The organism is Selenomonas sp. oral taxon 137 str. F0430 (assembly GCF_000183625.1).
GTDB lineage: Bacteria > Bacillota > Negativicutes > Selenomonadales > Selenomonadaceae > Centipeda > Centipeda artemidis.
In genome coordinates, this window is sequence record NZ_AENV01000005.1 from 396,476 (window position 1) to 421,129 (window position 24,654).

27 protein-coding genes and 2 riboswitches are annotated in these 24,654 nt (G+C 57.8%); of the genes, 22 read left to right on the forward strand and 5 right to left on the reverse strand.

The window, feature by feature from the left end; translation table 11 throughout:
* Window positions 1-9 precede the first annotated feature (9 nt).
* The gene (gndA, locus tag HMPREF9162_RS03215) at window positions 10-1,422 is read left to right on the forward strand and encodes an NADP-dependent phosphogluconate dehydrogenase (protein ID WP_009752776.1); all 1,413 of its coding nucleotides are present in this window, start codon (window positions 10-12) and stop codon (window positions 1,420-1,422) included.
* Between the two features lie 108 nt (window positions 1,423-1,530).
* Window positions 1,531-2,385, forward strand: a complete 855-nt coding sequence (locus HMPREF9162_RS03220) for a MurR/RpiR family transcriptional regulator (RefSeq protein ID WP_009752577.1) — start codon at window positions 1,531-1,533, stop codon at window positions 2,383-2,385.
* Window positions 2,386-2,390: 5 nt separating this feature from the next.
* On the opposite strand, the gene HMPREF9162_RS03225 is transcribed toward HMPREF9162_RS03220, so the two are convergent.
* Window positions 2,391-4,145 carry an NFACT family protein gene (locus HMPREF9162_RS03225; RefSeq protein WP_009752684.1) on the reverse strand — a complete coding sequence of 585 codons (1,755 nt, stop codon included), beginning with the start codon at window positions 4,143-4,145 and terminating at the stop codon, window positions 2,391-2,393.
* 139 nt (window positions 4,146-4,284) lie between these two features.
* Here HMPREF9162_RS03225 and dapF point away from each other — a divergent pair, with 139 nt between their 5' ends.
* The 9 genes from dapF (at window position 4,285) to HMPREF9162_RS03265 (ending at window position 9,804) form a co-directional block, all read left to right on the forward strand.
* Entirely contained in the window at window positions 4,285-5,124 is an 840-nt protein-coding gene (dapF, locus tag HMPREF9162_RS03230) for a diaminopimelate epimerase (protein WP_009438229.1), read from the forward strand.
* Complete coding sequence (locus HMPREF9162_RS03235) at window positions 5,121-6,005, forward strand: YicC/YloC family endoribonuclease (protein ID WP_009752495.1); 885 nt, start codon at window positions 5,121-5,123, stop codon at window positions 6,003-6,005. The genes dapF and HMPREF9162_RS03235 overlap by 4 nt, the downstream gene beginning before the upstream one ends.
* A gap of 4 nt (window positions 6,006-6,009) precedes the next feature.
* Window positions 6,010-6,267: a DUF370 domain-containing protein gene (locus HMPREF9162_RS03240; RefSeq protein ID WP_009349648.1), complete on the forward strand. Its 258-nt coding sequence runs from the start codon at window positions 6,010-6,012 to the stop codon at window positions 6,265-6,267.
* Window positions 6,264-6,863, forward strand: a complete 600-nt coding sequence (gene gmk, locus HMPREF9162_RS03245; protein WP_009752672.1) for a guanylate kinase — start codon at window positions 6,264-6,266, stop codon at window positions 6,861-6,863. Before HMPREF9162_RS03240 ends, gmk begins: the two co-directional genes overlap by 4 nt.
* A 17-nt stretch (window positions 6,864-6,880) precedes the next feature.
* Window positions 6,881-7,111, forward strand: coding sequence for a DNA-directed RNA polymerase subunit omega (rpoZ, locus tag HMPREF9162_RS03250; RefSeq protein WP_009349650.1), 231 nt, complete (start codon window positions 6,881-6,883; stop codon window positions 7,109-7,111).
* A 2-nt stretch (window positions 7,112-7,113) separates the two neighbouring features.
* The gene (gene coaBC, locus HMPREF9162_RS03255; protein ID WP_009438213.1) at window positions 7,114-8,328 is read left to right on the forward strand and encodes a bifunctional phosphopantothenoylcysteine decarboxylase/phosphopantothenate--cysteine ligase CoaBC; all 1,215 of its coding nucleotides are present in this window, start codon (window positions 7,114-7,116) and stop codon (window positions 8,326-8,328) included.
* 45 nt (window positions 8,329-8,373) lie between these two features.
* Window positions 8,374-8,505 carry a hypothetical protein gene (locus HMPREF9162_RS12860; protein WP_256359069.1) on the forward strand — a complete coding sequence of 44 codons (132 nt, stop codon included), beginning with the start codon at window positions 8,374-8,376 and terminating at the stop codon, window positions 8,503-8,505.
* Between the two features lie 15 nt (window positions 8,506-8,520).
* Window positions 8,521-9,012 carry a hypothetical protein gene (locus tag HMPREF9162_RS03260; RefSeq protein WP_009752524.1) on the forward strand — a complete coding sequence of 164 codons (492 nt, stop codon included), beginning with the start codon at window positions 8,521-8,523 and terminating at the stop codon, window positions 9,010-9,012.
* A 255-nt stretch (window positions 9,013-9,267) separates the two neighbouring features.
* Entirely contained in the window at window positions 9,268-9,804 is a 537-nt protein-coding gene (locus HMPREF9162_RS03265) for a methylated-DNA--[protein]-cysteine S-methyltransferase (RefSeq protein WP_009752679.1), read from the forward strand.
* Window positions 9,805-9,873: 69 nt separating this feature from the next.
* Here HMPREF9162_RS03265 and HMPREF9162_RS03270 read toward each other — a convergent pair whose 3' ends face one another.
* Window positions 9,874-11,322 (reverse strand): ATP-binding protein, encoded by a 1,449-nt coding sequence (locus HMPREF9162_RS03270; RefSeq protein ID WP_009438220.1) that lies wholly within the window; start codon window positions 11,320-11,322, stop codon window positions 9,874-9,876.
* 354 nt (window positions 11,323-11,676) lie between these two features.
* On the opposite strand from HMPREF9162_RS03270, the gene HMPREF9162_RS03275 reads away from it, so the two are divergent.
* The 7 genes from HMPREF9162_RS03275 (at window position 11,677) to HMPREF9162_RS03300 (ending at window position 17,506) form a co-directional block, all read left to right on the forward strand.
* Entirely contained in the window at window positions 11,677-11,865 is a 189-nt protein-coding gene (locus HMPREF9162_RS03275) for a hypothetical protein (RefSeq protein ID WP_009752562.1), read from the forward strand.
* Between the two features lie 36 nt (window positions 11,866-11,901).
* Window positions 11,902-12,896, forward strand: a protein-coding gene (locus HMPREF9162_RS12320) for an IS5 family transposase (RefSeq protein ID WP_175282243.1) whose coding sequence is annotated in 2 segments (ribosomal slippage) — window positions 11,902-12,319 and window positions 12,319-12,896 — 996 coding nt in all. Because the reading frame shifts where the segments join, the coding sequence is not laid out codon by codon here.
* A 211-nt stretch (window positions 12,897-13,107) separates the two neighbouring features.
* On the forward strand, window positions 13,108-13,269 hold the full coding sequence (locus tag HMPREF9162_RS12585) for a hypothetical protein (protein WP_217490378.1): 162 nt from the start codon (window positions 13,108-13,110) through the stop codon (window positions 13,267-13,269).
* Between the two features lie 5 nt (window positions 13,270-13,274).
* Window positions 13,275-13,511 carry a hypothetical protein gene (locus HMPREF9162_RS03285; RefSeq protein WP_254655347.1) on the forward strand — a complete coding sequence of 79 codons (237 nt, stop codon included), beginning with the start codon at window positions 13,275-13,277 and terminating at the stop codon, window positions 13,509-13,511.
* A 63-nt stretch (window positions 13,512-13,574) separates the two neighbouring features.
* On the forward strand, window positions 13,575-14,792 hold the full coding sequence (locus HMPREF9162_RS03290) for a hypothetical protein (protein WP_050782866.1): 1,218 nt from the start codon (window positions 13,575-13,577) through the stop codon (window positions 14,790-14,792).
* A gap of 88 nt (window positions 14,793-14,880) precedes the next feature.
* Window positions 14,881-14,987, forward strand: a riboswitch (SAM riboswitch).
* A 97-nt stretch (window positions 14,988-15,084) separates the two neighbouring features.
* Complete coding sequence (metK, locus tag HMPREF9162_RS03295) at window positions 15,085-16,269, forward strand: methionine adenosyltransferase (protein WP_009752588.1); 1,185 nt, start codon at window positions 15,085-15,087, stop codon at window positions 16,267-16,269.
* Between the two features lie 82 nt (window positions 16,270-16,351).
* Window positions 16,352-17,506 (forward strand): amidohydrolase, encoded by a 1,155-nt coding sequence (locus HMPREF9162_RS03300; protein ID WP_009438299.1) that lies wholly within the window; start codon window positions 16,352-16,354, stop codon window positions 17,504-17,506.
* A 241-nt stretch (window positions 17,507-17,747) separates the two neighbouring features.
* Here HMPREF9162_RS03300 and HMPREF9162_RS03305 read toward each other — a convergent pair whose 3' ends face one another.
* Genes HMPREF9162_RS03305 through HMPREF9162_RS03315 form a run of 3 tightly spaced genes read right to left on the reverse strand, consistent with a single transcriptional unit; the run spans window position 17,748 to window position 20,036 of the window.
* Window positions 17,748-18,947, reverse strand: coding sequence for an acyltransferase (locus tag HMPREF9162_RS03305; RefSeq protein WP_009438249.1), 1,200 nt, complete (start codon window positions 18,945-18,947; stop codon window positions 17,748-17,750).
* Window positions 18,934-19,701 (reverse strand): SIMPL domain-containing protein, encoded by a 768-nt coding sequence (locus tag HMPREF9162_RS03310; protein WP_009657350.1) that lies wholly within the window; start codon window positions 19,699-19,701, stop codon window positions 18,934-18,936. The genes HMPREF9162_RS03305 and HMPREF9162_RS03310 overlap by 14 nt, the downstream gene beginning before the upstream one ends.
* 38 nt (window positions 19,702-19,739) lie before the next feature.
* Window positions 19,740-20,036, reverse strand: coding sequence for a hypothetical protein (locus HMPREF9162_RS03315; RefSeq protein ID WP_009752593.1), 297 nt, complete (start codon window positions 20,034-20,036; stop codon window positions 19,740-19,742).
* Window positions 20,037-20,271: 235 nt separating this feature from the next.
* Between HMPREF9162_RS03315 and htpG the strand changes: the two genes are divergently transcribed.
* The 4 genes from htpG to ribD all read left to right on the forward strand — a co-directional run bounded on the left by htpG (window position 20,272) and on the right by ribD (window position 24,653).
* Complete coding sequence (gene htpG, locus HMPREF9162_RS03320; RefSeq protein WP_009438297.1) at window positions 20,272-22,221, forward strand: molecular chaperone HtpG; 1,950 nt, start codon at window positions 20,272-20,274, stop codon at window positions 22,219-22,221.
* Between the two features lie 10 nt (window positions 22,222-22,231).
* On the forward strand, window positions 22,232-22,897 hold the full coding sequence (locus tag HMPREF9162_RS03325; RefSeq protein ID WP_009349665.1) for a TerC family protein: 666 nt from the start codon (window positions 22,232-22,234) through the stop codon (window positions 22,895-22,897).
* Window position 22,898: 1 nt separating this feature from the next.
* A complete protein-coding gene (dhaM, locus tag HMPREF9162_RS03330; protein WP_009752585.1) occupies window positions 22,899-23,285 on the forward strand; it encodes a dihydroxyacetone kinase phosphoryl donor subunit DhaM in 387 nt (128 codons plus the stop codon).
* A gap of 35 nt (window positions 23,286-23,320) precedes the next feature.
* Window positions 23,321-23,476, forward strand: a riboswitch (FMN riboswitch).
* A gap of 67 nt (window positions 23,477-23,543) precedes the next feature.
* A complete protein-coding gene (gene ribD / locus HMPREF9162_RS03335) occupies window positions 23,544-24,653 on the forward strand; it encodes a bifunctional diaminohydroxyphosphoribosylaminopyrimidine deaminase/5-amino-6-(5-phosphoribosylamino)uracil reductase RibD (protein ID WP_037350118.1) in 1,110 nt (369 codons plus the stop codon).
* The last annotated feature ends 1 nt before the right edge of the window (window position 24,654 follow it).

Below are 24,654 nucleotides of genomic sequence, written 5' to 3' on the forward strand. Positions count from 1 at the left end.
AAGTGTGATGTGGCAAACATCGGTGTTTACGGGATGGGCGTCATGGGCAGCAATCTTGCGCTCAATTTTGCAGATCACGGCTTTTCTGTCGCTGTCTGCAATGTTACGCCGGATCTCACGGATAAAGTACTCCGAGAGCACCCGCATGAACAGATCAAGGGCTATTATGACCTGAAGGCGTTCGTAGGAGCGTTGGAGCGTCCGCGTCGGGTCATTATGATGATCCTTGCAGGGAAGCCCGTGGACGATGTGATTGACGAGCTGCTCACGGTGATGGAGCCGGGCGACATGATTTTGGACACCGGCAATTCGTACTTTGAGGATACGGTGCGCCGTGCGGCATATGTCGAGTCAAAGGGGCTGTTCTATTTCGGCGTCGGCGTTTCCGGCGGAGAACGCGGCGCGCGCTTTGGCCCCGCCGTTATGCCCGGGGGAGATGCTGATGCCTATGCGTATGTCGCACCGTTTTTTGAGGCGATCGCAGCACGTGCGGCGGACGGCGTTCCCTGCTGTGCCTATATGGGTACGGACGGTGCGGGTCACTATGTCAAGATGGTGCACAACGGCATCGAATATGCGGATATGCAGCTCATTGCAGAAGCGTATCTCCTGCTCAAATATGCGGGCGGCTGTGACAATGCGCAGATGTCCGATATATTTGGGGAGTGGAATACAGGCGAGCTGAGGAGCTTCCTCGTCGGCATTACGTCCAAGATCCTGCGTGAACCGGATGATCTCGGGAGCGGTATGCTCATTGACCGGATTATTGATCGTGCGGGACAAAAGGGGACGGGGCGCTGGACGAGCATCGAGGCACTGCGCGAGGGTGTTGACCTGTCCTTGATTACGGCGGCGTGCAATGCTCGTGTTCTGTCCAACTGTACGGCAGAGCGTGCGGCTGCCGCTGCAGGGTTCGGGACGGAGCCGCGCGCGGATGTCCCGGCGAATTTTGTCGAGACGGTGCGGCGGAGCCTCTACATTGGCAAGATTATTGCCTACACGCAGGGCTTTGCGCTTTATCGTGCGGCGGCACGCACGCATGGATGGCATCTCGACTATGCCGGGATCGCACGCATTTTCCGTTCCGGCTGTATCATTCAGGCAGAGCTTCTAGGGCATATCGCGGCGGCATACGAGAAGGATCCGGAGCTGCCGCTGCTGCTCCTGGATGAGTTTTTCCTTACACGGATTCGTTCGTATCTGCCTGATCTGCGCAGTACCGGCGCATATGCCGCGGCACACGGTATCCCGGTGCCGGCACTGTTGAGCGCCGTGAGCTATCTTGACATGCTCTGCGCTCCGCAGATGGGGGCGAATCTCATACAGGGACAGCGTGATTATTTCGGGGCACATACCTATGAGCGCACGGATCGTCCCGGTAGTTTTCATCATCAATGGGATCATGTGATTCAATCGTATTGATGAAAAAGCCTTTTGCGATAAACAGCCCGTACATGATGTGCGGGCTGTTTTGCTATGGGAAAATATGAAATTGTGCTATAATGAATTACCGGAGGAAGGGGGGACGGCATGGCGGCAGAACAGATGGATCGATTTCCTCGTATTCGAACGGCATATGGGAGTCTTACCAAGGCGGAAAAACGCATTGCCGATTATATTGTGCAGCATATGGAGCATCTGGTAGAGTGCACGATCTCGGAGGTTGCCGAGGATACGGGGACGTCTGAGATTACGGTGTCGCGCTTTTGCAAGAAACTCGGATGCAGCGGATGGCAGAGTCTCAAGATCGCCGTCGCAGTCGAACAGTCCGCCGAGGGCGGCGCGGAGAGCACGGATATACACGTCGACGATTCGTTTGAGAGCATTACGGCAAAGATTTTTCGCAATATCACGGACGGTTTGCAGGATACGCTGAAACTGCTCGACTATGCGGCAGTAGAGCGAGCGGTGGAAACGCTCATCGGAGCAAAGCGCATCGCAGTCTACGGCGTCGGCAACTCGGCAAATGTATGCCGCGACATCGAGACCCGTTTTCTGCGGTTTGGCATGGCGATACGGGCATATTCGGATACCCATATGCAGATCACATCCGCAGCGCTGCTCGGTGCGGGCGATGTTGTAATTGCGGTATCGCATACGGGCGATACGGTTGAAATCCTTGAGAGTGTAAAACTGGCGCAGAGCCGCGGGGCAGTGATCATCGCCGTCACAAGCCATGCGCGTTCCCGGCTTGCGCGTGTGGCTGAGATTGTCTTGGTCGGTATGGGACGCGAAGTACACTACCGATCAGAAGCTGTCGCTTCACGGCTTGTCCATCTTGCAATTGTCGATGTGCTTTATGCGGGCATTGCGCGGCAGATTCCCGAGCAGTACCGCGAGAATTTGCGGAACATGCGTAAGGTGATCGCAGAGCACCGATTGTGAGCGGATTACAATGCCGAATCCTGTACGAGAATGTCCTTCAGACGCTCTTCGTCCTCGGTGACGAAGAGCGTTTTTTCGTTGACGAAGCGGACGAATCCGGGGACGGCACCGGCAGGTTTCTTGACGAAGCGGATACCGGTGTAGTCGACGGGGACGTTCGAGGAGCCGCGCGCCTTGCTGAAATGTGCGGCGAGCTGCGCGGCGAGGTGGAGCGTCTCGTCGGCGACGGGTGCGCCGCCCGTGCGCAGGACGACGTGCGAGCCGGGGATGTCCCGCACATGCAGCCAAATGTCATTGGGGGCGGCAGTCTTAAAGGTCAGTGCGTCGTTCTGCGTGTTGTTCTTGCCGACGAGGATGCGCGTCCCGTCGGGCGCGGTGAAGGTAAAGGGCTGTGCGCGGCGGTCTTTGCTGCGCTTCGGCAGTTTCTCATGAAGATAACCGGCCGTGATGAGTTCGTCTTCGATCTCCGCGATCTCGGCGAGCCGTGTGGAGACCTCGAGCGATGCCTCAATGCTCTCGAGATGACGGATGCTCGCGGCGCAGCGTTCCTGCTGGACGGCGAGGAGGGTGCGGGCGCGTTTGAGCTTGTCGTATTTTTTGTAATACGCCTGCATATTTTGGATGATCGTGTGCCGCCGGTCGAGCGGGATGGTGAGCTCTTCGCCGCTCTCGCTGTAGATGTTCGCGACGGTGATTTCAGCATCCGCATGATCTTGGTACTGATACTGGTAGGTCATGAGATTGTCGGCGTAAATTTTTTGCTCCTCGGCGTTCTCGGCGGCGGCGATCTCCTCGTCGAGCTTGCCGTATTTTTCGCGTGCGCGGGCGAGCTCTGTGCGTACGAGACGGCGGAACCGTTCGCGGTCGGGGATAACGTAGCTGCCGAGCCTGCGGTCGGCGTCGATCATGAGGGCGCTGACGGTCGGATAGGAGAGCCGCCGCGTGCCGGGCATCTCGCTGAGCGGGAACGCCGCCATCGCCGTGATCTTGCCGTTTTCATCGAGGCGCAGGGAGGGGGCGGGTTGCTCCATGAGCGCGCGGAGCTCGTCGAGTACAGCGGAGAGCGTTACAAAATCTGCCTCGTCGAGTGCGGAGACGGAGATATTCGGCGCGAGCCCCGCCATAAAGCAGACTTCTTTCGCCGAGACGGGACCGAATCCGAGACATGTTCCGATGAGCGCTTGAAAGAGCTTTGCTTCGCTTTCCGACTGTACGCGTGTGATGATGTCGTTGATATTTGCCGAGAGCAAATCCATTTTATCCTGCGCGGGCGGGAGTGTATACGGCAGTCCCTTCAGGACGGTGCGGACGCGGCTCGAGTTCTCGCCGATGCGGCGCAGGGCTTCGACGATTGTGCCGTCCTCGGTGAGGATGATGTTGCTGTATTTGCCGATGAGCTCGAGGGTGAGCGTGCGCGTGACGATGCGTCCGCCGCCCGCGATGACGTCGATGTCGAGGTGCAGGATGCGGTCGCGCCCCTCCTGACGCACGGCGGCGATGCGTCCCGTTTCGAGCTGCTTGCGCAGCACCATGCAGAACGTCGGCGGCTCGGGCGGGTTCTCGGGGGCGGTCTCGATGATGTACGCCGCAGGATTGGCCGCGTTCGTGTTGATGTAGAGGAGGAGGTTTTTGCCCGGCTGACGGACAGAGAAAACAACGGACTGTTTGTTGGGCTGGGTGATCTTGTCGATGCGCCCGCCCGTGAGGGCGTCCGCGAGCTCCGCGGCGAGCGCGGACATGGAGAATCCGTCAAGGCTCATAGCAGCATCCTTCTTTCGTAAATCGTGTCGGGGAAAATTATAGCACCCGCGGGGCGGAATGCGCAAGCGTGCCTTGCGCCGAAGGGAAAATCATCGTATAATACAGCAAGAATAAATGAACGGAAGGCAAGGAAAAACGATGGAATTTACCAAATGGCAGGGCTGCGGCAACGATTTTGTCGTCGTGGACTTCCTTGCGCGCGAACCGGTGGACTTCGCGGCGCTCGCCGTGCGCATGTGTGATCGGCATTTTGGCGTCGGGGCGGACGGGCTGATGGTCGTTTTGCCGTCGGAGACGGCGGATATCCGGATGCGCGAATTCAATCCGGACGGAACGGAGCCGGAGATGTGCGGCAACGGCATCCGCTGTTTCGCGCGCTATCTCTACGAATACGGGCGCATTAAGAAGGAACAATTCACGATCGAGACGCTCGCGGGAATCATGACGCCGCGCATCCTCATAGAGGACGGAAAAGTGACGGCGGTCGAGGTCGACATGGGCGTGCCCGTGCTCACAGGCGACGACATTCCCGTGCGCGGCTTCGGCACAGAGCGTGTCATCGCGGCGCCGATCACGGTTGCGGGGCGCACATATAAAATGACCTGCGTCTCAATGGGAAATCCGCACGCGGTCATCTTCGTGGACGACGCGGAGCATTTTCCCCTCGCGGAGCTTGGCGCGCAGTTTGAAAACCACGAACTCTTCCCGCGCAAAATCAACACGGAGTTCGTCGAGGTAAAGGATCGCAGTCATGCGCGGATGCGCGTGTGGGAGCGCGGCGCGGGTATCACGCTTGCCTGCGGGACGGGCACCTGCGCGACGCTGACGGCGGGCGTCCTGACCGGCGTGCTTGACCGCGCGGCAGACATCGAGGTCGACGGCGGCGTGATCCGGGTGGAGTGGCGCGAAGACGGGCATATCTTCATGACGGGACCCGCGGAACCCGTCTTTACGGGCGTATGGCAGGGGGCGGTATGAGCGGGACGCAGCGCAAGAGCATGACGGGGTATGGAGCGGCAACGGTGGAGACCGAGGCGTACCGCGTCACCGTCGAGATGAAGTCGGTCAATCAGCGGTTCCTCGAGATCGTCCCACATATGCCGCGCGCATTCGGCGCGTGGGAGAGCGAGCTGCGCGAGACGATCCGCACGCGTGTTGCGCGCGGGAAGCTCGACATCTTTGTGAACTTCGAGGATCGCAGCGAAAAAGAGTACGATGTCCGCGTCAACGAAAGCCTCGCGCGCGCGTATTATACGGCGCTCGTGAGGGTCGCGCGGGCGGCGGATGCACCGCTGAGTGACGGCGTGCGCATCGTTTCAGAGCAAGACGGCGTGATCGAGGTCAGCGAGCGTGCGGACATCTCCGGTGCGCGAGAGGTATTCATGGATGCCGTGCGCGGGGCGCTCGACGCGCTCGACCGGATGCGAAGGGCGGAAGGCGCACATATCGCGCGTGACCTCGCGCGGCGCATCGACCGCCTCGAAGAGCAACGCACACAGGTGAAGGAGATCGCGCCGCAGATCGTGGCGGAGTACCGCGCGCATCTGAGGGACGTACTCGCGGAGTTTAGGGACGTCACCCCCGACGAGACGCGCATTGTGCAGGAGGCGGCGATCTACGCCGACCGCGTGAACGTGACGGAGGAGCTGGTGCGGCTCGCAAGCCATTTTGCCCAGTTCCGCGCGATTCTCGCCGAGGACGAACCGGTCGGGCGGCGGCTCGATTTCCTCCTGCAGGAGATCAACCGCGAGGTGAACACGATCGGGTCAAAGGCAAACAATGCCGATGCACAGCAGATCGTCGTCGCGATGAAGAATGAGGTCGAAAAACTGCGCGAGCAGGTACAGAATTTGGAGTGAGTGCATGGAGATTAGACCGGTGAATATCGGTTTCGGCGACATCGTGTTCGCCGGGCGCATCGTCGCCATCGTCGCCCCGACGTCCGCATCCGCCAAGCGCATGGTGCAGGATGCGCGCGACGCGGGACGGCTCGTCGACGCGACGTACAAGCGGCGGACGCGTGCCGTCATCGTCACGGACAGCGGTCACATCGTGCTCTCGGCGCTCCAGCCGGAGACGCTCGCGAACCGCGTGGGCGGCGAAAAGGAGGATGCGGAATGAAAAAAGGGCTTCTGATTGTCATCTCCGGCGCCTCGGGGACGGGCAAGGGGGCGGTCTGTAAGGAACTCCTCTCCCGCGAGAGGGAGCTTGCCTACTCCGTTTCCGCGACCTCGCGCGCCCCGCGGGACGGCGAGGCGGAGGGGCGCGAATATTACTTCCGCACGCGCATAGAGTTCGAGGAAATGATCGCCGCAGGCGCGTTTCTCGAGTATGCGGACGTCTACGGCAACTACTACGGTACGCCGCTCGCCCCCATCGAGGAGCGGCGCGCCGCGGGCGAGGACATCCTGCTCGAGATCGACACGCAGGGGGCACTGAACGTGATGGAGCGGTGTCCGGACGGGACGTTCATCTTCCTCCTGCCGCCCTCCTTTGAGGAACTGCGACGCCGCATCACGGGGCGCGGGACGGAGACTGAGGAGAACCTTGCGCGCCGTCTGAGTGCGGCGCAGGACGAGATTCGCCTCGGCAGGAAATACCGCTACGCCGTCGTCAACGATACCGTAAAAGACGCGGTGAAACGCATCCAAACGATTCTCGCGGCGGAGCGGTTTCGCGCGGATATGAACCCGGCGCAGTTTGAGATAGAGAACTAAGGAACGAGGTACGAATAATGAAAACGAATGCGGAAATCGGCATGGTCAACCCCTCCACAGACGAGCTGCTGACGAAGGTGGACAGCCGCTACGGCATGGTTGTGCTCGCGGCGAAGCGTGCACGGCAGCTCCTCGAGGGCGACCCGGTCAAGTCGGAACTCGCGCGCTCGACAAAGAACGTCACGAACGCGTTTGAAGAGATCGCCGAGGGCAAGATCAGCTACGATCTTTACAAGGAGAGCATCTGACCATGGGAACTCTTGCGGGACGCAGCATCGTACTCGGCGTGACGGGCGGCATCGCCGCATATAAGGCGGTCGAGATCGCAAGCAGACTGAAAAAGGCGGGCGCCGAAGTCCGCGTCGTCATGACGCGGGCGGCGGCGTCCTTTGTCGCGCCGCTGACCTTTCGCGAGATCACGGGGCAGGCAGTCGCGACCAGCATGTGGATGGAGGTTCCTGCGCATCACGTCGAGCACATCGCGCTCGCCGAGCTTGCCGATCTCGTCCTCGTCGCGCCCGCAACGGCGAATTTCATCGCAAAGGCGGCGGCGGGCATCGCCGACGACCTCCTTACAACAACCGTGCTTGCCACGCGCGCCCCGCTCTACATCGCACCCGCAATGAATACGGGCATGTGGGAGAACCCCGTCACGCAGGAGAACGTCATGCGCCTGCGTGATCGCGGCGTACAGGTGATCCCTCCCGCAGAGGGGCTGCTCGCGTGCGGTACAACGGGTGCGGGACGCCTGCCTGAGCCGGAGGAGATCGTCGCCGCTGTCGAGCGTCACTTCGCTGCGGCGGAGATCCTTGCAGGGCGGCGCATCATCGTCACCGCAGGCGGAACTGAGGAGGCGCTCGACCCCGTGCGCTACCTCAGCAACCGTTCCACCGGGCGCATGGGCTATGCCGTCGCGGCGGAGGCGGCGCGGCGCGGCGCGGAGGTCATCCTCGTCTCCGCCCCCACGCATCTTGATACCCCCGCGGGCGTGCGCCGCGTGGATGTGCGGAGCGCGCGGGAGATGTACGACGCGGTCATGGCGGAGTACGAGAACGCCGACGCCGTCGTCAAGGCGGCGGCGGTCGCCGACTACCGACCCGCCGAGATCGCCCCGCAAAAGATAAAGAAGTCCGACGGCGAGCTGACGATCACGCTTGCGCGCAACCCCGACATCCTCATGGAGCTCGGCAGGAAAAAGACACGGCAAGTCCTCGTCGGATTCGCCGCCGAAACCGAGAACGTCGAGACGTACGCGCAGGGCAAGCTTTTGAAGAAGAACCTCGACTTCATCGTCGCCAACAACGTCGCCGAAAAGGACGCGGGCTTTTCCGTCGGCACGAACCGCGTCAAAATCTTTTTCAAAGACGGCAGAGCAGAAGAACATCCCCTCATGGCGAAATCCGAGCTCGCGGGTATCATCCTCGATCGATTGGCGGATGAGTTGGAGCGGAGAAACCGGAGATAGGGGGAGAACACCGCCGAGAATACGCTTTGTAAGGAGGAGATGTTCATGTGGAAATCTTGTAGATTACTCGTCCTGCTCTGCGCTGTTCTTTGCGCCTGTATGAGCGCAAGTACCGCCGCCGCGAAGGATTGGGCGGAGGTGGGGCGGTATACGCATTCCTATTGGAATGCCGAGTAGGTCGGCGTTGATGCGATGTATATCGCAACGATTGACATGGACAGTATTGAGCGTCATTCGGACGCACGTTATACTTACTACAGCGTAGACGGTCTGCGCCGCACGGTTGACGAAAATGCCGGCATCTATGGGGAGGCAGACCTGTACGCGTATCGGTTCCGCCACGATAAGAAAACGGGCGAGTGGCGCTGCCTCCAGTACTATGTTCCCGCGTTCGATAGAACCTATGACAAGGACACAGACTTTGAGCCGTTCGGGGCTCTCCTCGAGGCAGGCGACATCACCGCGGACGGGGGCGTATTCCTCACCGCGCCCGACAGAACCCCGGGATATATTGCCCGCCATGTCAGGGGCGGAGGAGTCGGCGGCGTTATCAGACAAGAACAACTGCGGCAGGGCGAGGCCGCCTATGTCCTGCGCGCCGTGCTCGCCCGGCAAAAGGGAGAGAAAATCACGAACCTCGACGAAGGAAAAATTACGCGGGACGGCGGCTATCCGATCTTTTAAGCGATGAACTAAATCACGAATGGCGGTCATACCGCCGCAGCACTGGCTGCCGTATGGAGAACACATGCAGCGGCTTTTTTTGTGGAAAGATTCTCAGGGGATGGATGGCGTTGGTATTCCGGGGGATGGAGGAACGCGCCGATTTATGCTATACTAAGCGGTAGAATGAAGGTCGTATGTTTATGTCCGGTTCGCGCTCTCATGCGGCGATGAACAGTGACGGCACACATGAAATATTCCTCGGGAGGTGATTGGATGATCTTTACCACGCATTACGCATCCCCGCTCGGGGATATCTTGATCGCCGAATGCGGCGGTGCGCTGATCGGCCTCTGGATCGCGGGGCAGGACTACATGTCCGATCTGCACGGGAAGAGCGTAGAGGAGCGCGAGACGCCGCTCCTCGTACGGACAAAGGCGTGGCTCTCGCGGTACTTCGCGGGAGAGCGCCCCGCAATCGCAGAACTCCCCCTCGCCCCGCGCGGGAGCGCGTTCCGTCGCGCTGTATGGAATCTGCTCTGCGGCATCCCCTACGGCGCGACGACTACCTACGGTGCGCTCGCGCGCGAGATTGCCGCTCTGACCGGCAAGTCCCGCATGTCCGCGCAGGCCGTCGGCGGCGCCGTCGGGCACAACCCCATCTCCATCATCATCCCCTGTCATCGCGTTGTCGGAACGAACGGCAGCCTCACCGGATACGGCGGCGGTCTCCCGATGAAGATTGCCCTCCTCGAACACGAGGGCGTCGATATGAGCGCGTTCTTTGTGCCGAAACACGGGACGAAACTCTGATACAGTGAAACGCATAGAAAAAGAACCTGATGAATTAGCGCAGAGAGTTGATTCATCAGGTTCTTATCGTTAGGAGATGTAGTGATAACCGTGCCGCTCGGCATTGCCGAGCAGATAGAGAAAGGCAAATGCCGGAATACGAAGGAGGATTGCCCTTGTTTTCGTCATTTGCAGACCTAGATCATTTGCCGTCTTTGTAATGACAATGGCAGCCGACGCCTCGTCTGCCAGCACGCTGACGGCGTCGTCATCCGAGATGGTCGTATTTTCACGATATTTTACCTCGATGAGTATTTTTTTCGCCATCGGATAGTCAATGACAATATCGACTTCTTTGTTCTTTGTTCCGCCGCGAAAATAACCGATGGAGGTGACATATCGATAATAGAATGCGGCGACGTGTTTGTAGACGGCCGTTTCGACGATTTTCCCCATCTGAATCGGATCGGTGAGCAGAGTATCGTCCATGAGGACGGCGTTTCTGATGGCGGCGTCGGCGATGTAGATTTTGGGGCGCGCTTTGAGAACGCGCTTGCCCGCCATGTCGATGGGCCAGCTCCGATAGATGAGATTGGCGCTCTCCAGAAACCGGATGTAGTTCTCTACGGTGGGGCGGGAGACGCCGCTCAGCTCTTTTGAGAGCGCATCGACGGAGACAATCTCTGAAGATACGCTGCAAAGGTAGAGGAAGATGCGCTCCAGCTCCGTGATGTTGCGGATGGCGTAGAGCGAGGGAAGATCGCGCTTGAGCACTTTGTCGACGACATCCTCCCGCATAATTTGCTGTGCGAGAATGTCGTTGCTTGCAAGTGCAAGTTCAGGAAATCCGCCCACTTGCAGGTAGCGGGTAAAGTGCTGTTGCACCTTGGATAACTGGAGCATGATTTCGGTCTGCTGCGGACGCTGCATATAGGGCAGATCGGTCGCTTTGAGGTCCTCCGGCAGCTGCGGGCGGTCAAGTGACAGGAGGTTGCAATATTCGTAGAATGACAGCGTCGGGACGGGGATTACCGACCAACGGCCGACGCCGCTCTCTTGATTGCCCTTCATCAGCGCGGGGCTTGCAGACCCCGTTGCGACGACCTGTGTCTCCGGTGTGCTGTCATAGATGACCTTGAGCCATTTATCCCAGTCCCGAACGTATTGAATTTCATCAAAAAAATAGTAAACATCATGATCAACATAAATGTTTTCATGATAGCAGTCGAGGATTTCTTGAAAGTCGCTGAGTTTCAGCATTGGGTGATCCATCGAGATAAAGAGAATTCGCTGTGGAGAAATTCCGCGCGCGAGCAGCGCCTCGATTAACTGGTATTGAATGGTCGTTTTGCCGACGCGCCGCATACCGCTGAGGACGAGGATGCGGCGCATCTCTGTTTCCGCTAAACGAGCCATTGTCTCGTAGAAAGCAAAGCGCTTATAATGCTTTGTCAGAGCGGGGATTACCGTACCGGTTTTCCACCAAGGATTGTAGCCTATGAGTACCTTTAGGATGTTTTCCTTGTTGATGATGGACATTCTGCGTCACCTGCCTTTGCAGTAATTATAACTATACTTTACAATTTTGTCTACAAAAATGCAAAGTATAGTTTATATTTTTGTATTACAACGGGGGAATACAGCAAAAAATACGCCCCCATCATTTTGGGAGTGTGCATTTTATGTCATATAGATTATGGACTTGTGGTAAAATGATATATGGACAGAAGGGAGATAATAGTTTGGACATGCGGGCGTTGGAGAAAATGCGGGCGTTACGTCGTCTCATGAACGAGCTTGAACAAGGAAAACAATCCGGCGAGGAGAGAGGTTGGCTAACATTGGAGGAAGCTGAGAAGCGGCTTAGCGTTGCCAAGAATAAGGGGAACATTTATGGAGCAGATCCATCTTGTTCAGCACAGTTATGAGGTTGCTGACTTCGATGAAGTGAAATATATCGGCGCGTATTCTTCGGAAAAGAGGGCGAAGGAAGCCGTCGAGCGGATTATGCATCTCAGCGGTTTTAAGGAAACACTGATAAATTCTTATGTTGCGCAACTCTGCCTTGAAAGATTACAATAGAGAAAAACAATAAACGATGAGGGAGAGACAAAAATGGTGCAGCAAACATTTACAGACATGGAATACGCAAACCGTAACAGAACAACAAAGCGTGAAGCCTTCCTGGATGCCATGGAATCCATCATCCCTTGGAAAGAATGGATGGAACTCATTGCGCCGTTCTACGTCCAGAAAGAGCGTGGCAGGAAGTTAATCCCGCTCGAAACGATGCTGCGCATGTATCTCATGCAGAACTGGTTCGGTCTCTCGGACGAGGGAATCGAGGATGCAATCTATGACAGCTATGCCATGAAGCGCTTCCTGAAGATCGACTTCTCCATCGAACGGACACCGGATGCTACGACACTCCTGCACTTTCGACACCTGCTGGAAAAGCATGACATCACCCGCAAGATGTTCGACGACGTGAAAGAGCGGCTGGACGCCGCAGGACTCATCATGCACGGCGGTACATCGTTGACGCCACCATCATCCATGCACCAAGCTCGACCAAGAACACCACGAAGACCCGCGACCCTGAAATGCACTCCGTCAGGAAAGGGAATCAATGGTTCTTCGGCATGAAGATTCATTCCGGTACGGATGCGGCAACAGGCTACGTTCATACAATCACAGGGACAGCAGCCAACGTGCATGACATCGTGCAGGCGCACGCATTGATCCGAGCGGATGACCACAGCGTCTATGGGGACTCTGGGTATCTCGGCGTGGAAAAGCGCGCAGAAATCCTTGAAGATCCTCATCTATCGAGCGTGGATTACCGTATTGCGAAAAGACCTTCAAAGAACCGCACAACAAAGGCGTATGCAGGAGTCAACTGGGACAAGAAGATCGAACACGAGAAAACTTCCATCCGCTGCAAGGTGGAGCATCCGTTCCTCATTGTGAAGCGGCTGTTCCAAGCGGGCAGGACAAGGTATCGTGGCATCAAGAAGAACCTGCTCCGTTACTATCTGCTCTTTGCATCGGCGAACCTCGTCATGTGTTTGAGGGCAGGAAGGCAGAGGGCGTTCTGCATGACAATGGGATAAGTGCGCCCTTTTTCCAAAATTTCCCGGTGAAATGGGCGATTCGGGGAAGAAAAAGGGGCAATGAGAGCAGTGTTGCACGCTCTTTTGTATTGCAATTTGTGAAATTTGTGTCTGCGGATCAGCTGGCTGTGATTATCCACTATTTATCAGTGATTCCTTAAGGAGTTTTCACGAGAGCATTTTTCTGTAGAAATTTATCGGTTAAATGAAGATGCCGATTGGAAAGGAGGATTTTATCACGCAGTCGATGAGGGCGACGAATACGACGAGTGTGAAATTTGGTACGAATCGCAGACGCGGGGAGCGGCACACCGCACATTACAAAGAACGAACAGCGGGGGAGATGCGGTTGCGCGTTATGTTTACATCTTAGAGCATGTGTATCGCGTGAGGTCATTTGCCGAAGGGAAACTTATCGGCGTTTATGATTCGAGGGCAGCGGCAGAGGAGGCCGTTACGCGTTTTGAGCATCTGCCGGGCTTTTGTTATCATCCGCAGGAGTGCTTTCATATCATGCCCTACGGCATCAATCAGACGCATTGGACGGAGGGCTTTGCGGATATCAAAGTGCCGACGCCAAAAGAAAAAACGTGGGGCGTAGACCTTCCCGCATAGCTTTATATTGTATAGGAAGAGCTTTACATGAGATGCTGTGATGCGATTTATGTTGAGAGGTGTATGGTGAGAGAAGAGATTGTTGCTGAAGGGAGTCCTATGATTATGATATCAATGCGCATCTTTTTTATGCTGTTCGCCGTGTGTATGTCGCTTTTTACTGTGCAGAAATGTGATGCTGCACAAAGGTTCTCGGGCAGCATTTTTTTGCAGGATCATTCGCGGCCCGGTTTTGTAGTTATCAATCCGAACCGTGTCACCGATGAGGTGAAGATCGATCTGTCACAGGCAATACCCCGTGGATACCGGATAGGGAGTTCCGTTCTTACAGAATCCGGGATATATTTCTTCGTAGAGTTGGATTATAATTGCTGTCTCGCAGAGTCGAAAGCCGAGATAGAAAAGGTGAGGCCGCATCTTTTTCATTTGACGGAGGAGGGGGTCGCAGAAATTCCTATTGATTGGCCGGACCAGGAACTTGAGTTATACCCGTGGGATCTTTATGAATTTGATGATAAATTCTACATTACGTTCGTTGGGAATGAGATTCCTCTTGTCCCAAAGGATCGGTGGCCTTCCGATCGTATTTATATGATCCCTAAGAGCGGCGGCAAGGCAAGAGAACTTTATACAAAATGCAGGCTTAAGAATTTTGGAGAACCGTCGCAGCGTGACAGTCAGCCGATCGAGTATGGCGACGGTGTGATATGTGTGCGCAGTGAGGATTTGGCTGTCGTGTTCGTTCATGATGAGGAAGAAGAAAGACTATTTTCCCTGCCCGTCGGGACGGCATATTTGCTGAAAGGATGGTATGAAGAGGGGAAGAGTCTGCTGCTGTGGAGTGAGTCGCCAAACGTCAGCCTCGTTGTCGATCTGCAAGGGAACGTCCTGCAGGAATGGCACCATGGTTACGGCAGTACGTGCTGTTGGAATATATATGGAAACATGGAAGGCGGCATATTGTTTCGCCGGTCGTCAACCTCTACGCTCCAAGAGGATGATCGGCGGCCGAAGTTTGGAAATCATGATGCCTTTTGTATGGAGCGTATAAAGCAGAATAAATTTGGGATCTATGACATACGGACGGGAGATGTTATTCCGTTGAATGGTCATAAGGGAGATGAACCTTATTCTGGTTGTTGGTCTAAAATAAGTTATAGAAAAGTACAATTTGAGCGCCTTGCGGTGGCGGCATGTGAGAGCAAGGAATTGTCACTGCCATTGACAGAATGTGCTATCAGTGCGACCGGTTTTGCCGGTTCTTTCGATGATGATTCATGAGTAAAGTTAAAGCGTTAAAAAAATCTCCCGACCGCCCCTTGACAACGCCCCGCACTTTCGTTACAATGCGACGTATAGAAGAGAATATACCTCATCCAGAGCAGTGGAGGGACGGGCCCTATGAAGCTGCGGCAACCATGACGTTTTGGTCAACGGTGCCAATTCCTTTAGGCGGAGCAGCCTATGAGATGAGAGCGGTCATAAGCCTCCCATCTGATAGGGAGGCTTTTCTTGTGGGGATGAGGATGTCTTTTTGGTAAAATATTTTTCGACAACCGGGGGAGGTTTTTGTATGAAAAAAATGTTGTTTACATCCGAGTCCGTGACCGAGGGGCATCCCGATAAACTCGCCGATCAGATTTCCGACAGCATCCTCGATGCGATTCTCGCGCAGGATCCGCAGGGACGCGTTGCCTGTGAGACGCTCGTGACGACGGGGCAGGCGCATGTGGTTGGGGAGATTTCGACGTCGTGTTATGTGGACATTCCGAAGATCATCCGTCAGACGGTGCGCGAGATCGGCTATACGAACGCGAGCTACGGGTTCGACGCCGACACCTGCGGCATTCTCGTCTCGCTCGACGAGCAGTCGCCCGACATCGCGCAGGGCGTCAACGAGGCGATCGAGTCCCGCGAAGGCAAGATGGACGCGGCGGATGCGATCGGCGCGGGCGATCAGGGCATGATGTTCGGTTACGCGACGAACGAGACGCCCGAGTACATGCCGCTGACGACAGTGCTCGCGCATAAACTCGCACGCCGCCTGACGGACGCGCGCAAGAGCGGTGAGCTCTCCTATCTGCGCCCGGACGGCAAGACGCAGGTGACGGTCGCCTATGAGGACGGGAAGCCCGTCTATGTCGATACGGTCGTCATCTCGACGCAGCACGACGAGGCGGTTGACCTTGCGACCATCCGCAAGGATATGATTGAAAAAATCATCAAGGAAATCATTCCCGCAGAACTCCTGCGCGCGGAGACGAAATACTTCGTCAACCCGACGGGAAAATTCGTCATCGGCGGCCCGCACGGCGACTCGGGACTGACGGGGCGCAAGATTATCGTCGATACCTACGGCGGCTGGGCGCGGCACGGCGGCGGCGCGTTCTCGGGCAAAGACCCCACGAAGGTCGACCGCAGCGCGGCGTATGCGGCGCGCTATGTGGCGAAGAACATCGTCGCGGCAGGGCTTGCCGACCGCGTTGAGATCCAGCTTGCATATGCCATCGGCGTGGCGCATCCCGTGTCCATCATGGTGGATACGTTCGGTACGGGCAAGATCGACGAGGAGAAAATCGTCGATTTGGTACAGAAAAACTTTGACCTGCGCCCCGCGGGCATCATCAAAATGCTCGACCTGCGCCGTCCGATCTATCGTCAAACGGCGGCGTACGGGCATTTCGGCCGCACGGACGTCGATCTGCCGTGGGAAAAGACGGACAAAGCCGCCGTACTGAAGCAGGATGCGGGACTCTAATCCGTATTGTGCAATATAAAACAGTCTTGCGCGTCCCTCTTTTGCCGGGGTGCATAAGACTGTTTTCCTATATGGGGGTGAAATGATGACGGAGCAGGAAATCATGGAGTTTGCGCGCGCCGAGTTTTACTGGCTGCACGCGCATCCGGAACTTTCCTATGAGGAGTTTGAAACGACGGCGCGCCTGCGGGCAGCGTTTGAACGCTTTGGCATACGTGTGCTCGATGTGCCTCTCGAGACGGGGCTTGTGGCGGCGATCGGATCGGGGGAAAAACCCATTGTTGCGCTGCGGACGGATATCGACGCGCTGCCGGTGACCGAGGCGACCGATCTGCCGTATCGTTCTTTAACGGAAGGGAAGATGCACGCCTGCGGGCATGATTTTCACATGGCGGCGGTGCTTGCGGCGGCGCTCCTGCTGAAAGAGCGGGAAGCGGCACTCGAAGGGACGGTCTATATCGTCTGTCAGCCGGCGGAGGAGGCACCCGGCGGGGCGCGTTGTGTGCTCGATACGGGGGTCCTTGACGGTGTGACTGCGATATTCGGCATTCATACGCGTCCCCTTTATCCGGTGGGGACATTTGGGCTGTGCGCGGGCGGCATGATGGCGTCCACGGATAAGTTCGAGATCGCGTTCACGGGCGTGGGAACGCATGCGGCGCAGCCCGACCGCGGATGCGATCCCATCGTGATGGCAGCGCAGTTCGTGACGGCGGCACAAACGATCGCCGCACGCAACGTGAACCCGCTGCACGCCGCCGTTGTGAGCATCGCGCACATTGAGGGCGGGACGACGTGGAACGTGCTGCCGGAGCGGGTATGGATGGAAGGAACGATTCGGCTCTTCGATGCGAACGACCGTGTGCTGGTGAAGAAACGGATGGAGGAACTCGCCGCGGGGATCGCCGCGGGGCTCGGCGGGCATGTGGAAATCTCTTGGAAGTCGGGCGCGCCTGCCGTGGTGAATACGCCGCGTTGGAATGAACTCGCGGCGGACGTGGCAAAGCGGGAGGGATTTACCGTTGTGGATGCCGTACCGTGGATGGCGGGAGAGGACTTCGCGTATTATCAGGAGACGATGGAGAGCTGCTTTGCATTCGTCGGGACGGGGCTGGGACCGGAGAATCATCATCCGCAGTTCACGGTCGATCCGGCGGGGATTCCGCAGACGGCGCGATATTTGGCTCGTCTAGCTGAAACATCTCTACGCTGCGTGACGCGCGATTTTGGCGCATAGCTGTGTCATTCGATCAGACACGTCGGTTGACGTAGCTTTTTACTACGCCTGCCCTTGTGTCCTCCTCATTCCTTGCTCTGCATCGAAACTTCCGCTTCTCCTAGATCGTGAATGGATTTTCGCGCCTAGCTGTGTCGCAAAATGTTTCTGCACCGTTCGGGTATCTGCCTTGCCAAAAAAGCATGGCTTAAAAATGGCTGCGGCAGATACCGCTCACGGCACGGTGGTTCATTCGCACTGATTATCGAGAAAATTCTGCATCAAAAAAGATAAGGACGAGGCGTTTATCCTTATCTTTTTTGTTTCTATTTCTTTTTTGTATCCCAATGGTCAGTGCGTTGACGATCGGCACACGGTCGCCGATGCCTCGCACGATGATGGCGGAGCAGAGGGTGAGGAGGAGGGTGGCGGTGTAGAGCCCAAGGGCGATGGGGGCGGTGAGGACGTATCCGTGCGCGTGGATCAGCATCAGCAGGTAGGTGATCGCGACGGGATGCGCGAGGTAGATGAAGTAGGAGTGTTTTCCGAGCGTTTGAAAGGCGCGCCCGAGCAGGTTCTGCGTGCCGAGACGCGTGAAGAACGCAAAGAGGGCAAGCGACGCTCCTATGGTATAGAGGATGCCGAGCGGCGAGAGCTGATGCGCGGTGTAGATCGCCTCGAGCGGGGTGTACCCGTCGATGAGAATCAGCTTGTAGTACCACGCGAGGAGCAGTCCGAGGCTGAGAAGTCCAAATGCATAAAGGCTTCGCGCCCGTCGCTCCATCAGCGTGCGGAACGCGTCAAAATGCAGGGCGAGATACCCGCCGAGCAGGAAGATAAAGACGTAGTGCATGACCCAATAGTTCAGGCGATAAAAGAGCAGCGCGCGCAGGAGTGTTCCCTCGGGCAGGCTGTAAACATAGAGGTTGAACGCACTGTCAAAGCTCGACCAGTAGTCGAACGCGACCTGCGCGGCGAGCAGAACGCCGAGGCGCGGGAGCGTCATATGCCGCAGCAGGACGCGCCAGAGCGGCATGAGGAGGTAGAACCAGATGAGGATGACCATGAAGTAGAGCTGATATTTCGCATTCCCAAAGAAGAGTATCCCCGGAATGGAGAGCAGCGGCGGTATGCCCATACCGTAATGCCACGCGTCGTGGAGGATGTAAAAGAGCGACCATACGAGATAGGGCAGGGCGACCGCGTGCCACCGCCGCCGGAGAAATGCGCGGTAGGAAAACGGTACGGCGGGATTTTGCCCATAGAACAGCCCGAACGCAGAGATGAAGAAAAAAATCGGCACGCTAAAGCGCGTGCCGATGTCAAAAAGCGCTGTGAGATGAAGATTTGGCGAGGGGTTTGCAAGGTACTCTGCGCCAATGTGGATGCCGATGACGCCCATCATGGAGATGCCGCGAATCGCCTCTACTGCGGAGAGCCGCGCCGGTTTATTCGATGACATAGGTGACGTTCACAAGCCCTTCGACAGAGAGACGGCCTGCCGCAATCGGCGTTTCGCCAAAGTCGGCTGCGGCCTCTTTTACCATTGCCGAATAGCGCACGCTGTTGTACGGCTGCGCGTGGACATCCGTAAAGGAGATCGTTGCAATACGGACAATGCGGACACCAGCCGCAGCGGCGAGCGCATCCGCCTTTGCACGCGCGTCTCTCATCGCTGCCTCGAGCGCTGTTTTTTTCGCAGCCGTGAGATCGCTTGCGCTGAACTCGAGCGAATCGATGCGGTTTGCCCCTGCGGCGAGTGCCGCGTCAATGACGCGACCGACCTTTGAAAGGTCATGCACGGTGATGGCGATCATATTCTGCGCGGTGTAGCCGACGAGTTCCGTTTTTCCGTCATCGCGCGTGTCCCAGCGCTGCGAGAAATCATAATGCGTTGTCTGAATGTCTGCGTTTGCGATGCCGAGTTCTTTCATCGCCTTGTGGACGCGCGCCGTCAGCACGGCGTTGTCCGCGTGTGTCTTTGCTGCGTCCTTTGCGTCCGTGACGACGCCGACCGTGATCGCGGCGGTGTCCGGGGTGACATAGGTGACGCTTGTGCCGCTCGTGCTGAGCGTCGCGGGATATTCCTCCGCCGCCGCGTGTCCCGCAGGCAGAAGGAGGGCTGCGGCGAGTGCAGCGACGCAGGTGAGTGCGCCGAATGAGGTGCGTTTCATCATATCCTCCGTTTCATGCACATTGTAAATATCTGTGCTCATGATAACACGACCGTACGGATATTATCATGGAAGACAGGTTATCCCTGCTGCACGCCCGAGAGCAGATTCTCGTTGTATTTCACCGCAGCCTTATACGCCCAGAAGGCGCCGATGGGGAAGGTTATGATTAATCCGATCCCGACCGTGAAGAGACCGACGATGAGATTCACGATGAGCATGACGACGGCGCCCTTAATCGTCGAGTAGAGCATACCGAGGGGACCGAAGAAGAGCGCGAGCCCGGCGGCGAGACCGGCATTTTTCGTCGACTGTACGATGAGAGCCTTGGGGGCGGCGTTCTGCGTGCCCGGCTGTGTGTTCTGTTCGTTGTCCATGATAAAATCTCCTTTTCCCTATACAGATGATAAACAATATCTAAAAATGAGTATAATGCAAAACGCTGCGAATTGCAAACGCAGTGTACAAAAATCCCGTCGGACGCATTATTTAGGAAAAAGGGAAATGATATTTGATTTTTTGCCGTTTTTTGTGTAATATAGAGCATAGAAATCGAGTCGTATAAGACGAAACGATATACAAAAATAGTTGCACGTAAGGGAGAGCGATATTATGGCAAAGGAAACGCATGAGTTTCAAGCCGAGACGAAACAATTACTGGATCTGATGATCCATTCCATTTACACGAACCGTGAGATCTTTTTGCGCGAGCTGATTTCGAACGCGTCGGACGCGATCGATAAGCTTCACTTTGAGAGCCTGACAAACCGCGACATTCTTGAGGGAAACGACGCCTACGAGATTTTCTTGGTGCCAGACGCGGAGAGTAAAACGCTGACGATCTCCGACAACGGCATCGGCATGACGCGCGCCGAGGTTGTCGATAACATCGGCACGATCGCAAAATCCGGGACGAAGGCGTTCATGGAGCAGCTCGCAAAGGCGAAGGAGGAGAGCGGCGGTGCACCGGACAAGGATCTCATCGGGCAGTTCGGCGTCGGCTTCTACTCCGCGTTCATGGTCGCCGAATCCGTGACCATTGTCACGCGCCGTGCGGGCGAGACGCAGGCGACGCGCTGGGAGTCGACGGGCGACGGCAGCTATACGGTCGAGGACGCGGAGAAGGAATCGCGCGGCACGACCATCACGATCCGCCTTGCGCAGGAGTTCACCGAGGGCGAGACGGACTACACGGACACCTACACGCTCGAACGTCTTGTGAAGAAATACTCGGACTATGTGCGCTACCCGATCAAGATGAACGTCACGACGGAGGAGCTTCCGCGCGACGCCGAGGGGAAAATCGTCGAGGGCGCGGAGCCGGTCAAAAAGACGGAGCTGCGCACGCTGAACTCGATGCAGCCGCTCTGGACGCGCGCAAAATCGGAGATCAAGGAAGAGGAGTACAACGACTTTTTCAAGAACCAATTTCACGAGTGGGAAGCGCCGATGGAGGTCTTTCACACGAAGGCGGAGGGCACGGTCGAGTACACGGCGCTCCTCGAGATCCCCGCGCGCGCGCCGTTCAACCTCTACCAGTCCGACTACGAGCCGGGCATTCAGCTCTATTCGCGCCATGTGTTCATCATGGACAAATGCAAGGATCTTCTGCCGGACTATCTGCGCTTTATGAAGGGGCTCGTCGACTCGCCCGACCTGTCGCTCAACATCTCGCGCGAACTCCTCCAGCAGAGCCGCGAGCTCAAGACCATCGGGCGCGCCCTTGAGAAAAACATCCTCAAGACGCTCGGGAAAAAACTTGAAAAAGACCGTGAGGGCTACGAAAAGTTCTGGAACGAATACGGCCGCTCGCTCAAGATCGGCATCTACAACAGCATGTATTCCGGGCGTGAGACCGTGGACAAGCTGAAGGATCTCATTCTCTTCACGAGCTCGCAGGAGGGCAAACTCGTCTCGCTGAAGGAATACGTCGCGCGGATGCCGGAGAGCCAAAAGAGCATTTTCTACGCGACGGCGAAGGACAAGGCGACGATCGAGCAGCTCCCGCAGATGGAGCAGCTGCGCGAACGCGGGCTTGAGGTGCTCTTCCTGCTCGATCCCGTGGACGAGTTCGCGATCGAGACCGTGCACGAGTACGAGGGCAAGCCGTTTCACTCCATCAGCCGCGGCGATCTCGACCTCGGCGATGCGGAGAGCGAGGAGACGAAGAAGGAGACCGAGGAGATCGCAAAGACGAACGACGATCTCATCAAGGACGTGAAGGAAGTACTCGGGGACAAGATCGCCGAGGTCAAGATCTCGCAGCGTCTGCGCTCAAGCGCGGTCTGTCTCGTGGCGGATGAGGCAGGTCCCTCGCTCTCGATGGAGCAGACCTTTGCCGAGATGAACAATCCGATGTTCAAGGCGCGTCGCATCCTCGAGATCAACCCGCATCACGATCTCTTTGAAAAGCTCCGGCGCGTCCACGCGGCGGGCAAGGAGAGCGAGGAGTTCAAGGACTACTGCGACCTCCTCTACACGCAGGCGCTGCTCATCGAGGGCATCCTGCCGGAGAATCCCGTCGCCTTTGCGCAGAAACTCGCAAAGCTGATGGCGAAATAAGGAGATATTTGTGGAAATCGAACTCTTTTCGTCACAGTTCTTTGTGGCGCTCTTTTCGATCATTGTTCTCGACCTCGTGCTCGCGGGGGACAATGCGGTCGTCATCGCGATGGCGTCGAACCGTCTGCCGGCGCAGCTGCGGACGCGGGCGATCTACGTCGGCACGGCGGGCGCGGTGCTCGTGCGTCTCATCATGACGTTCTTTGCTGTGGAGATGCTGACCGTGCCGTATTTGCAGGCGCTCGGCGGGCTCGTTCTCCTGCCGATCGCGGTGAAACTCATGCGCCCGTCGAAGGAGGCGCATGTCAAAGCGGCGGATACGTTCGCGGGCGCGGTTAAGACGATCATCGTTGCGGACGCCGCGATGGGGCTGGACAATGTGCTCGCGATTGCGGGCGCGTCGCAGGGGCATTTCCTGCTCGTCGTGATCGGGCTCATCATCAGCATTCCGATCGTGGTCGGCGGCAGTCAGCTCATCGCTCGTCTGATGGATCGGTACCCCGTGCTCATCGTGATCGGGGCGGCGATTCTCGGCTGGACGGCGGGCACGATGATCGCGCACGATCACTCGGTGGGACCGATGATTTTGAATATCCTGCCGAACGCCGGGACGCTGCTTCCCGCCGCGTGCGCAGGTCTCGTGTGCGCCATTGGCGGACGGAATCGGAGTGCATAATATGGTCGGCCTTGTGATTGTAACGCACAGCCCCGCGCTCGCCAAGGGGGTCGTGGAGACCTGCCGCATGATGGCGAAGGATGCCCGCATCGCGACCGCGGGCGGCATGGAAAACGGCGCGTTCGGGACGAGCTATGCGCGCATCATACATGCGATCGATGCGGTGTACGGAGCGGACGGCGTGGTCATCCTTGTGGATGCGGGCAGTTCGATCCTGACCGTGGAAACGATCCTGGACGAGCGCAAGGACACGCTCTTGCGCATGGCGGATTGTCCCGTCGTGGAGGGCAGCGTCGTCGCAGCGGTCGCCGCCGTCTGCGGTGCGCCCCTCGACGAGGTGGTGCGCCGTGCGGAGGAGACGCGGCGCGCGGTAAAGATTGACGATTGACAGCGTAAATATTGGGTGTTACAATATACAAAGCGATGCTCTTTGAGGCGGGGTGAAAATCCCCACCGGCGGTACAGCCCGCAAGCCCGTGACGGACGGCACAGATGCCGCTCCGCGGGGCACGATTCGGTGAGATTCCGAAGCCGACGGTGAAGGAGGCAACTCCGCAGTCCGGATGGGAAAAGGCGCGTCTTTTATGGACGATTTGTGTGCCGCCGAGAGAGATTCTCGGCGGTATTTTTATTTGGGTGGATAACGATGGACGAACAACGAGCGCGTGACGAGCATTTTATGTGGGAGGCGCTGCACCTTGCAGAGTTCGCGCGCGGGCGCACGTCTCCAAATCCGTTGGTGGGCGCGGTGATCGTGCGGGACGGCATCGTCGTCGGGAGCGGTTGGCACCGCGCGGCGGGCGAGCCTCATGCGGAGATTCATGCGCTGCGCATGGCGGGGGAACTCGCGCGCGGGGCGACGCTCTATGTAACGCTCGAGCCGTGTTCCCACCACGGGCGTACGGGACCCTGCGCGGAAGCGGTGATCGCGGCGGGCATTGCGCGCGTCGTAACGGCGCTCAGTGATCCGAATCCCGTCGTCGCGGGGCATGGCATCGAGCGGCTGCGCGCGGCGGGCATCGAGGTCACGACGGGCGTTCTCTCGGAAGAGGCGCGCCGGCAGAACGAGGTGTTCCTCAAATGGGTGGTGACGAAGCGTCCCTTCGTGACGCTCAAGACCGCCATGACGCTCGACGGCAAGACCGCGAGCCGGACGGGCGCGTCGCAGTGGATCACGGGCGCGGAGGCACGCATGCGCGTGCACGAGTGGCGCGACGCGCACGATGCGATCCTCGTCGGGATCGGCACGGTGCTTGCGGACAATCCGAGTCTCACGGTGCGCCTGCCGCACCGCACGGGGAAAAATCCCGTGCGCGTTGTGCTCGACAGCACGGCGCGGACGCCGCACGATGCGAAGCTCCTCACGGACGGGGCGGCGCGGACGATCATTGCCGTCAGCGAGCGCGCCGCGCCGAAGCGAACGGCTCTGTTGCAGGCGTGCGGCGCGGAGGTCGTGACCTTTGGGCGGGAGCGGGTGGACATTCCCGCGCTCATGGATTTTCTCGGGAGAGAGGAATTGACCTCGGTCTTTGTCGAGGGGGGCGCGTCGGTGCATTGGTCGTTTCTCTCGGCGGGGCTTGTGGACAAGGTGCGCGCTTTCATCGCGCCGATGCTCATGGGCGGGGCGGATGCCCCAACGGCGGTCGGCGGTGCGGGCTTTGAAAGTCCGCAGGCGGCGCTCCGTCTCACGGATACGACGGTGGAGCGGGTCGGCGCGGACATCCTCATGACGGGCTATCCGCAGTACGGGGGGTGAG

Excerpts from the sequence above, each read along its gene's own strand:
- HMPREF9162_RS03220 (WP_009752577.1), top strand. The coding sequence starts at position 1,531 with ATGGCGGCAGAACAGATGGATCGATTTCCTCGTATTCGAACGGCATAT.
- HMPREF9162_RS03225 (WP_009752684.1), bottom strand. The coding sequence starts at position 4,145 with ATGAGCCTTGACGGATTCTCCATGTCCGCGCTCGCCGCGGAGCTCGCG.
- dapF (WP_009438229.1), top strand. The coding sequence starts at position 4,285 with ATGGAATTTACCAAATGGCAGGGCTGCGGCAACGATTTTGTCGTCGTG.
- HMPREF9162_RS03235 (WP_009752495.1), top strand. The coding sequence starts at position 5,121 with ATGAGCGGGACGCAGCGCAAGAGCATGACGGGGTATGGAGCGGCAACG.
- HMPREF9162_RS03240 (WP_009349648.1), top strand. The coding sequence starts at position 6,010 with ATGGAGATTAGACCGGTGAATATCGGTTTCGGCGACATCGTGTTCGCC.
- gmk (WP_009752672.1), top strand. The coding sequence starts at position 6,264 with ATGAAAAAAGGGCTTCTGATTGTCATCTCCGGCGCCTCGGGGACGGGC.
- rpoZ (WP_009349650.1), top strand. The coding sequence starts at position 6,881 with ATGAAAACGAATGCGGAAATCGGCATGGTCAACCCCTCCACAGACGAG.
- coaBC (WP_009438213.1), top strand. The coding sequence starts at position 7,114 with ATGGGAACTCTTGCGGGACGCAGCATCGTACTCGGCGTGACGGGCGGC.
- HMPREF9162_RS12860 (WP_256359069.1), top strand. The coding sequence starts at position 8,374 with ATGTGGAAATCTTGTAGATTACTCGTCCTGCTCTGCGCTGTTCTTTGC.
- HMPREF9162_RS03260 (WP_009752524.1), top strand. The coding sequence starts at position 8,521 with ATGTATATCGCAACGATTGACATGGACAGTATTGAGCGTCATTCGGAC.
- HMPREF9162_RS03265 (WP_009752679.1), top strand. The coding sequence starts at position 9,268 with ATGATCTTTACCACGCATTACGCATCCCCGCTCGGGGATATCTTGATC.
- HMPREF9162_RS03270 (WP_009438220.1), bottom strand. The coding sequence starts at position 11,322 with ATGTCCATCATCAACAAGGAAAACATCCTAAAGGTACTCATAGGCTAC.
- HMPREF9162_RS03275 (WP_009752562.1), top strand. The coding sequence starts at position 11,677 with ATGGAGCAGATCCATCTTGTTCAGCACAGTTATGAGGTTGCTGACTTC.
- HMPREF9162_RS12585 (WP_217490378.1), top strand. The coding sequence starts at position 13,108 with ATGCCGATTGGAAAGGAGGATTTTATCACGCAGTCGATGAGGGCGACG.
- HMPREF9162_RS03290 (WP_050782866.1), top strand. The coding sequence starts at position 13,575 with ATGGTGAGAGAAGAGATTGTTGCTGAAGGGAGTCCTATGATTATGATA.
- metK (WP_009752588.1), top strand. The coding sequence starts at position 15,085 with ATGAAAAAAATGTTGTTTACATCCGAGTCCGTGACCGAGGGGCATCCC.
- HMPREF9162_RS03300 (WP_009438299.1), top strand. The coding sequence starts at position 16,352 with ATGATGACGGAGCAGGAAATCATGGAGTTTGCGCGCGCCGAGTTTTAC.
- HMPREF9162_RS03305 (WP_009438249.1), bottom strand. The coding sequence starts at position 18,947 with ATGTCATCGAATAAACCGGCGCGGCTCTCCGCAGTAGAGGCGATTCGC.
- HMPREF9162_RS03310 (WP_009657350.1), bottom strand. The coding sequence starts at position 19,701 with ATGAGCACAGATATTTACAATGTGCATGAAACGGAGGATATGATGAAA.
- HMPREF9162_RS03315 (WP_009752593.1), bottom strand. The coding sequence starts at position 20,036 with ATGGACAACGAACAGAACACACAGCCGGGCACGCAGAACGCCGCCCCC.
- htpG (WP_009438297.1), top strand. The coding sequence starts at position 20,272 with ATGGCAAAGGAAACGCATGAGTTTCAAGCCGAGACGAAACAATTACTG.
- dhaM (WP_009752585.1), top strand. The coding sequence starts at position 22,899 with ATGGTCGGCCTTGTGATTGTAACGCACAGCCCCGCGCTCGCCAAGGGG.
- ribD (WP_037350118.1), top strand. The coding sequence starts at position 23,544 with ATGGACGAACAACGAGCGCGTGACGAGCATTTTATGTGGGAGGCGCTG.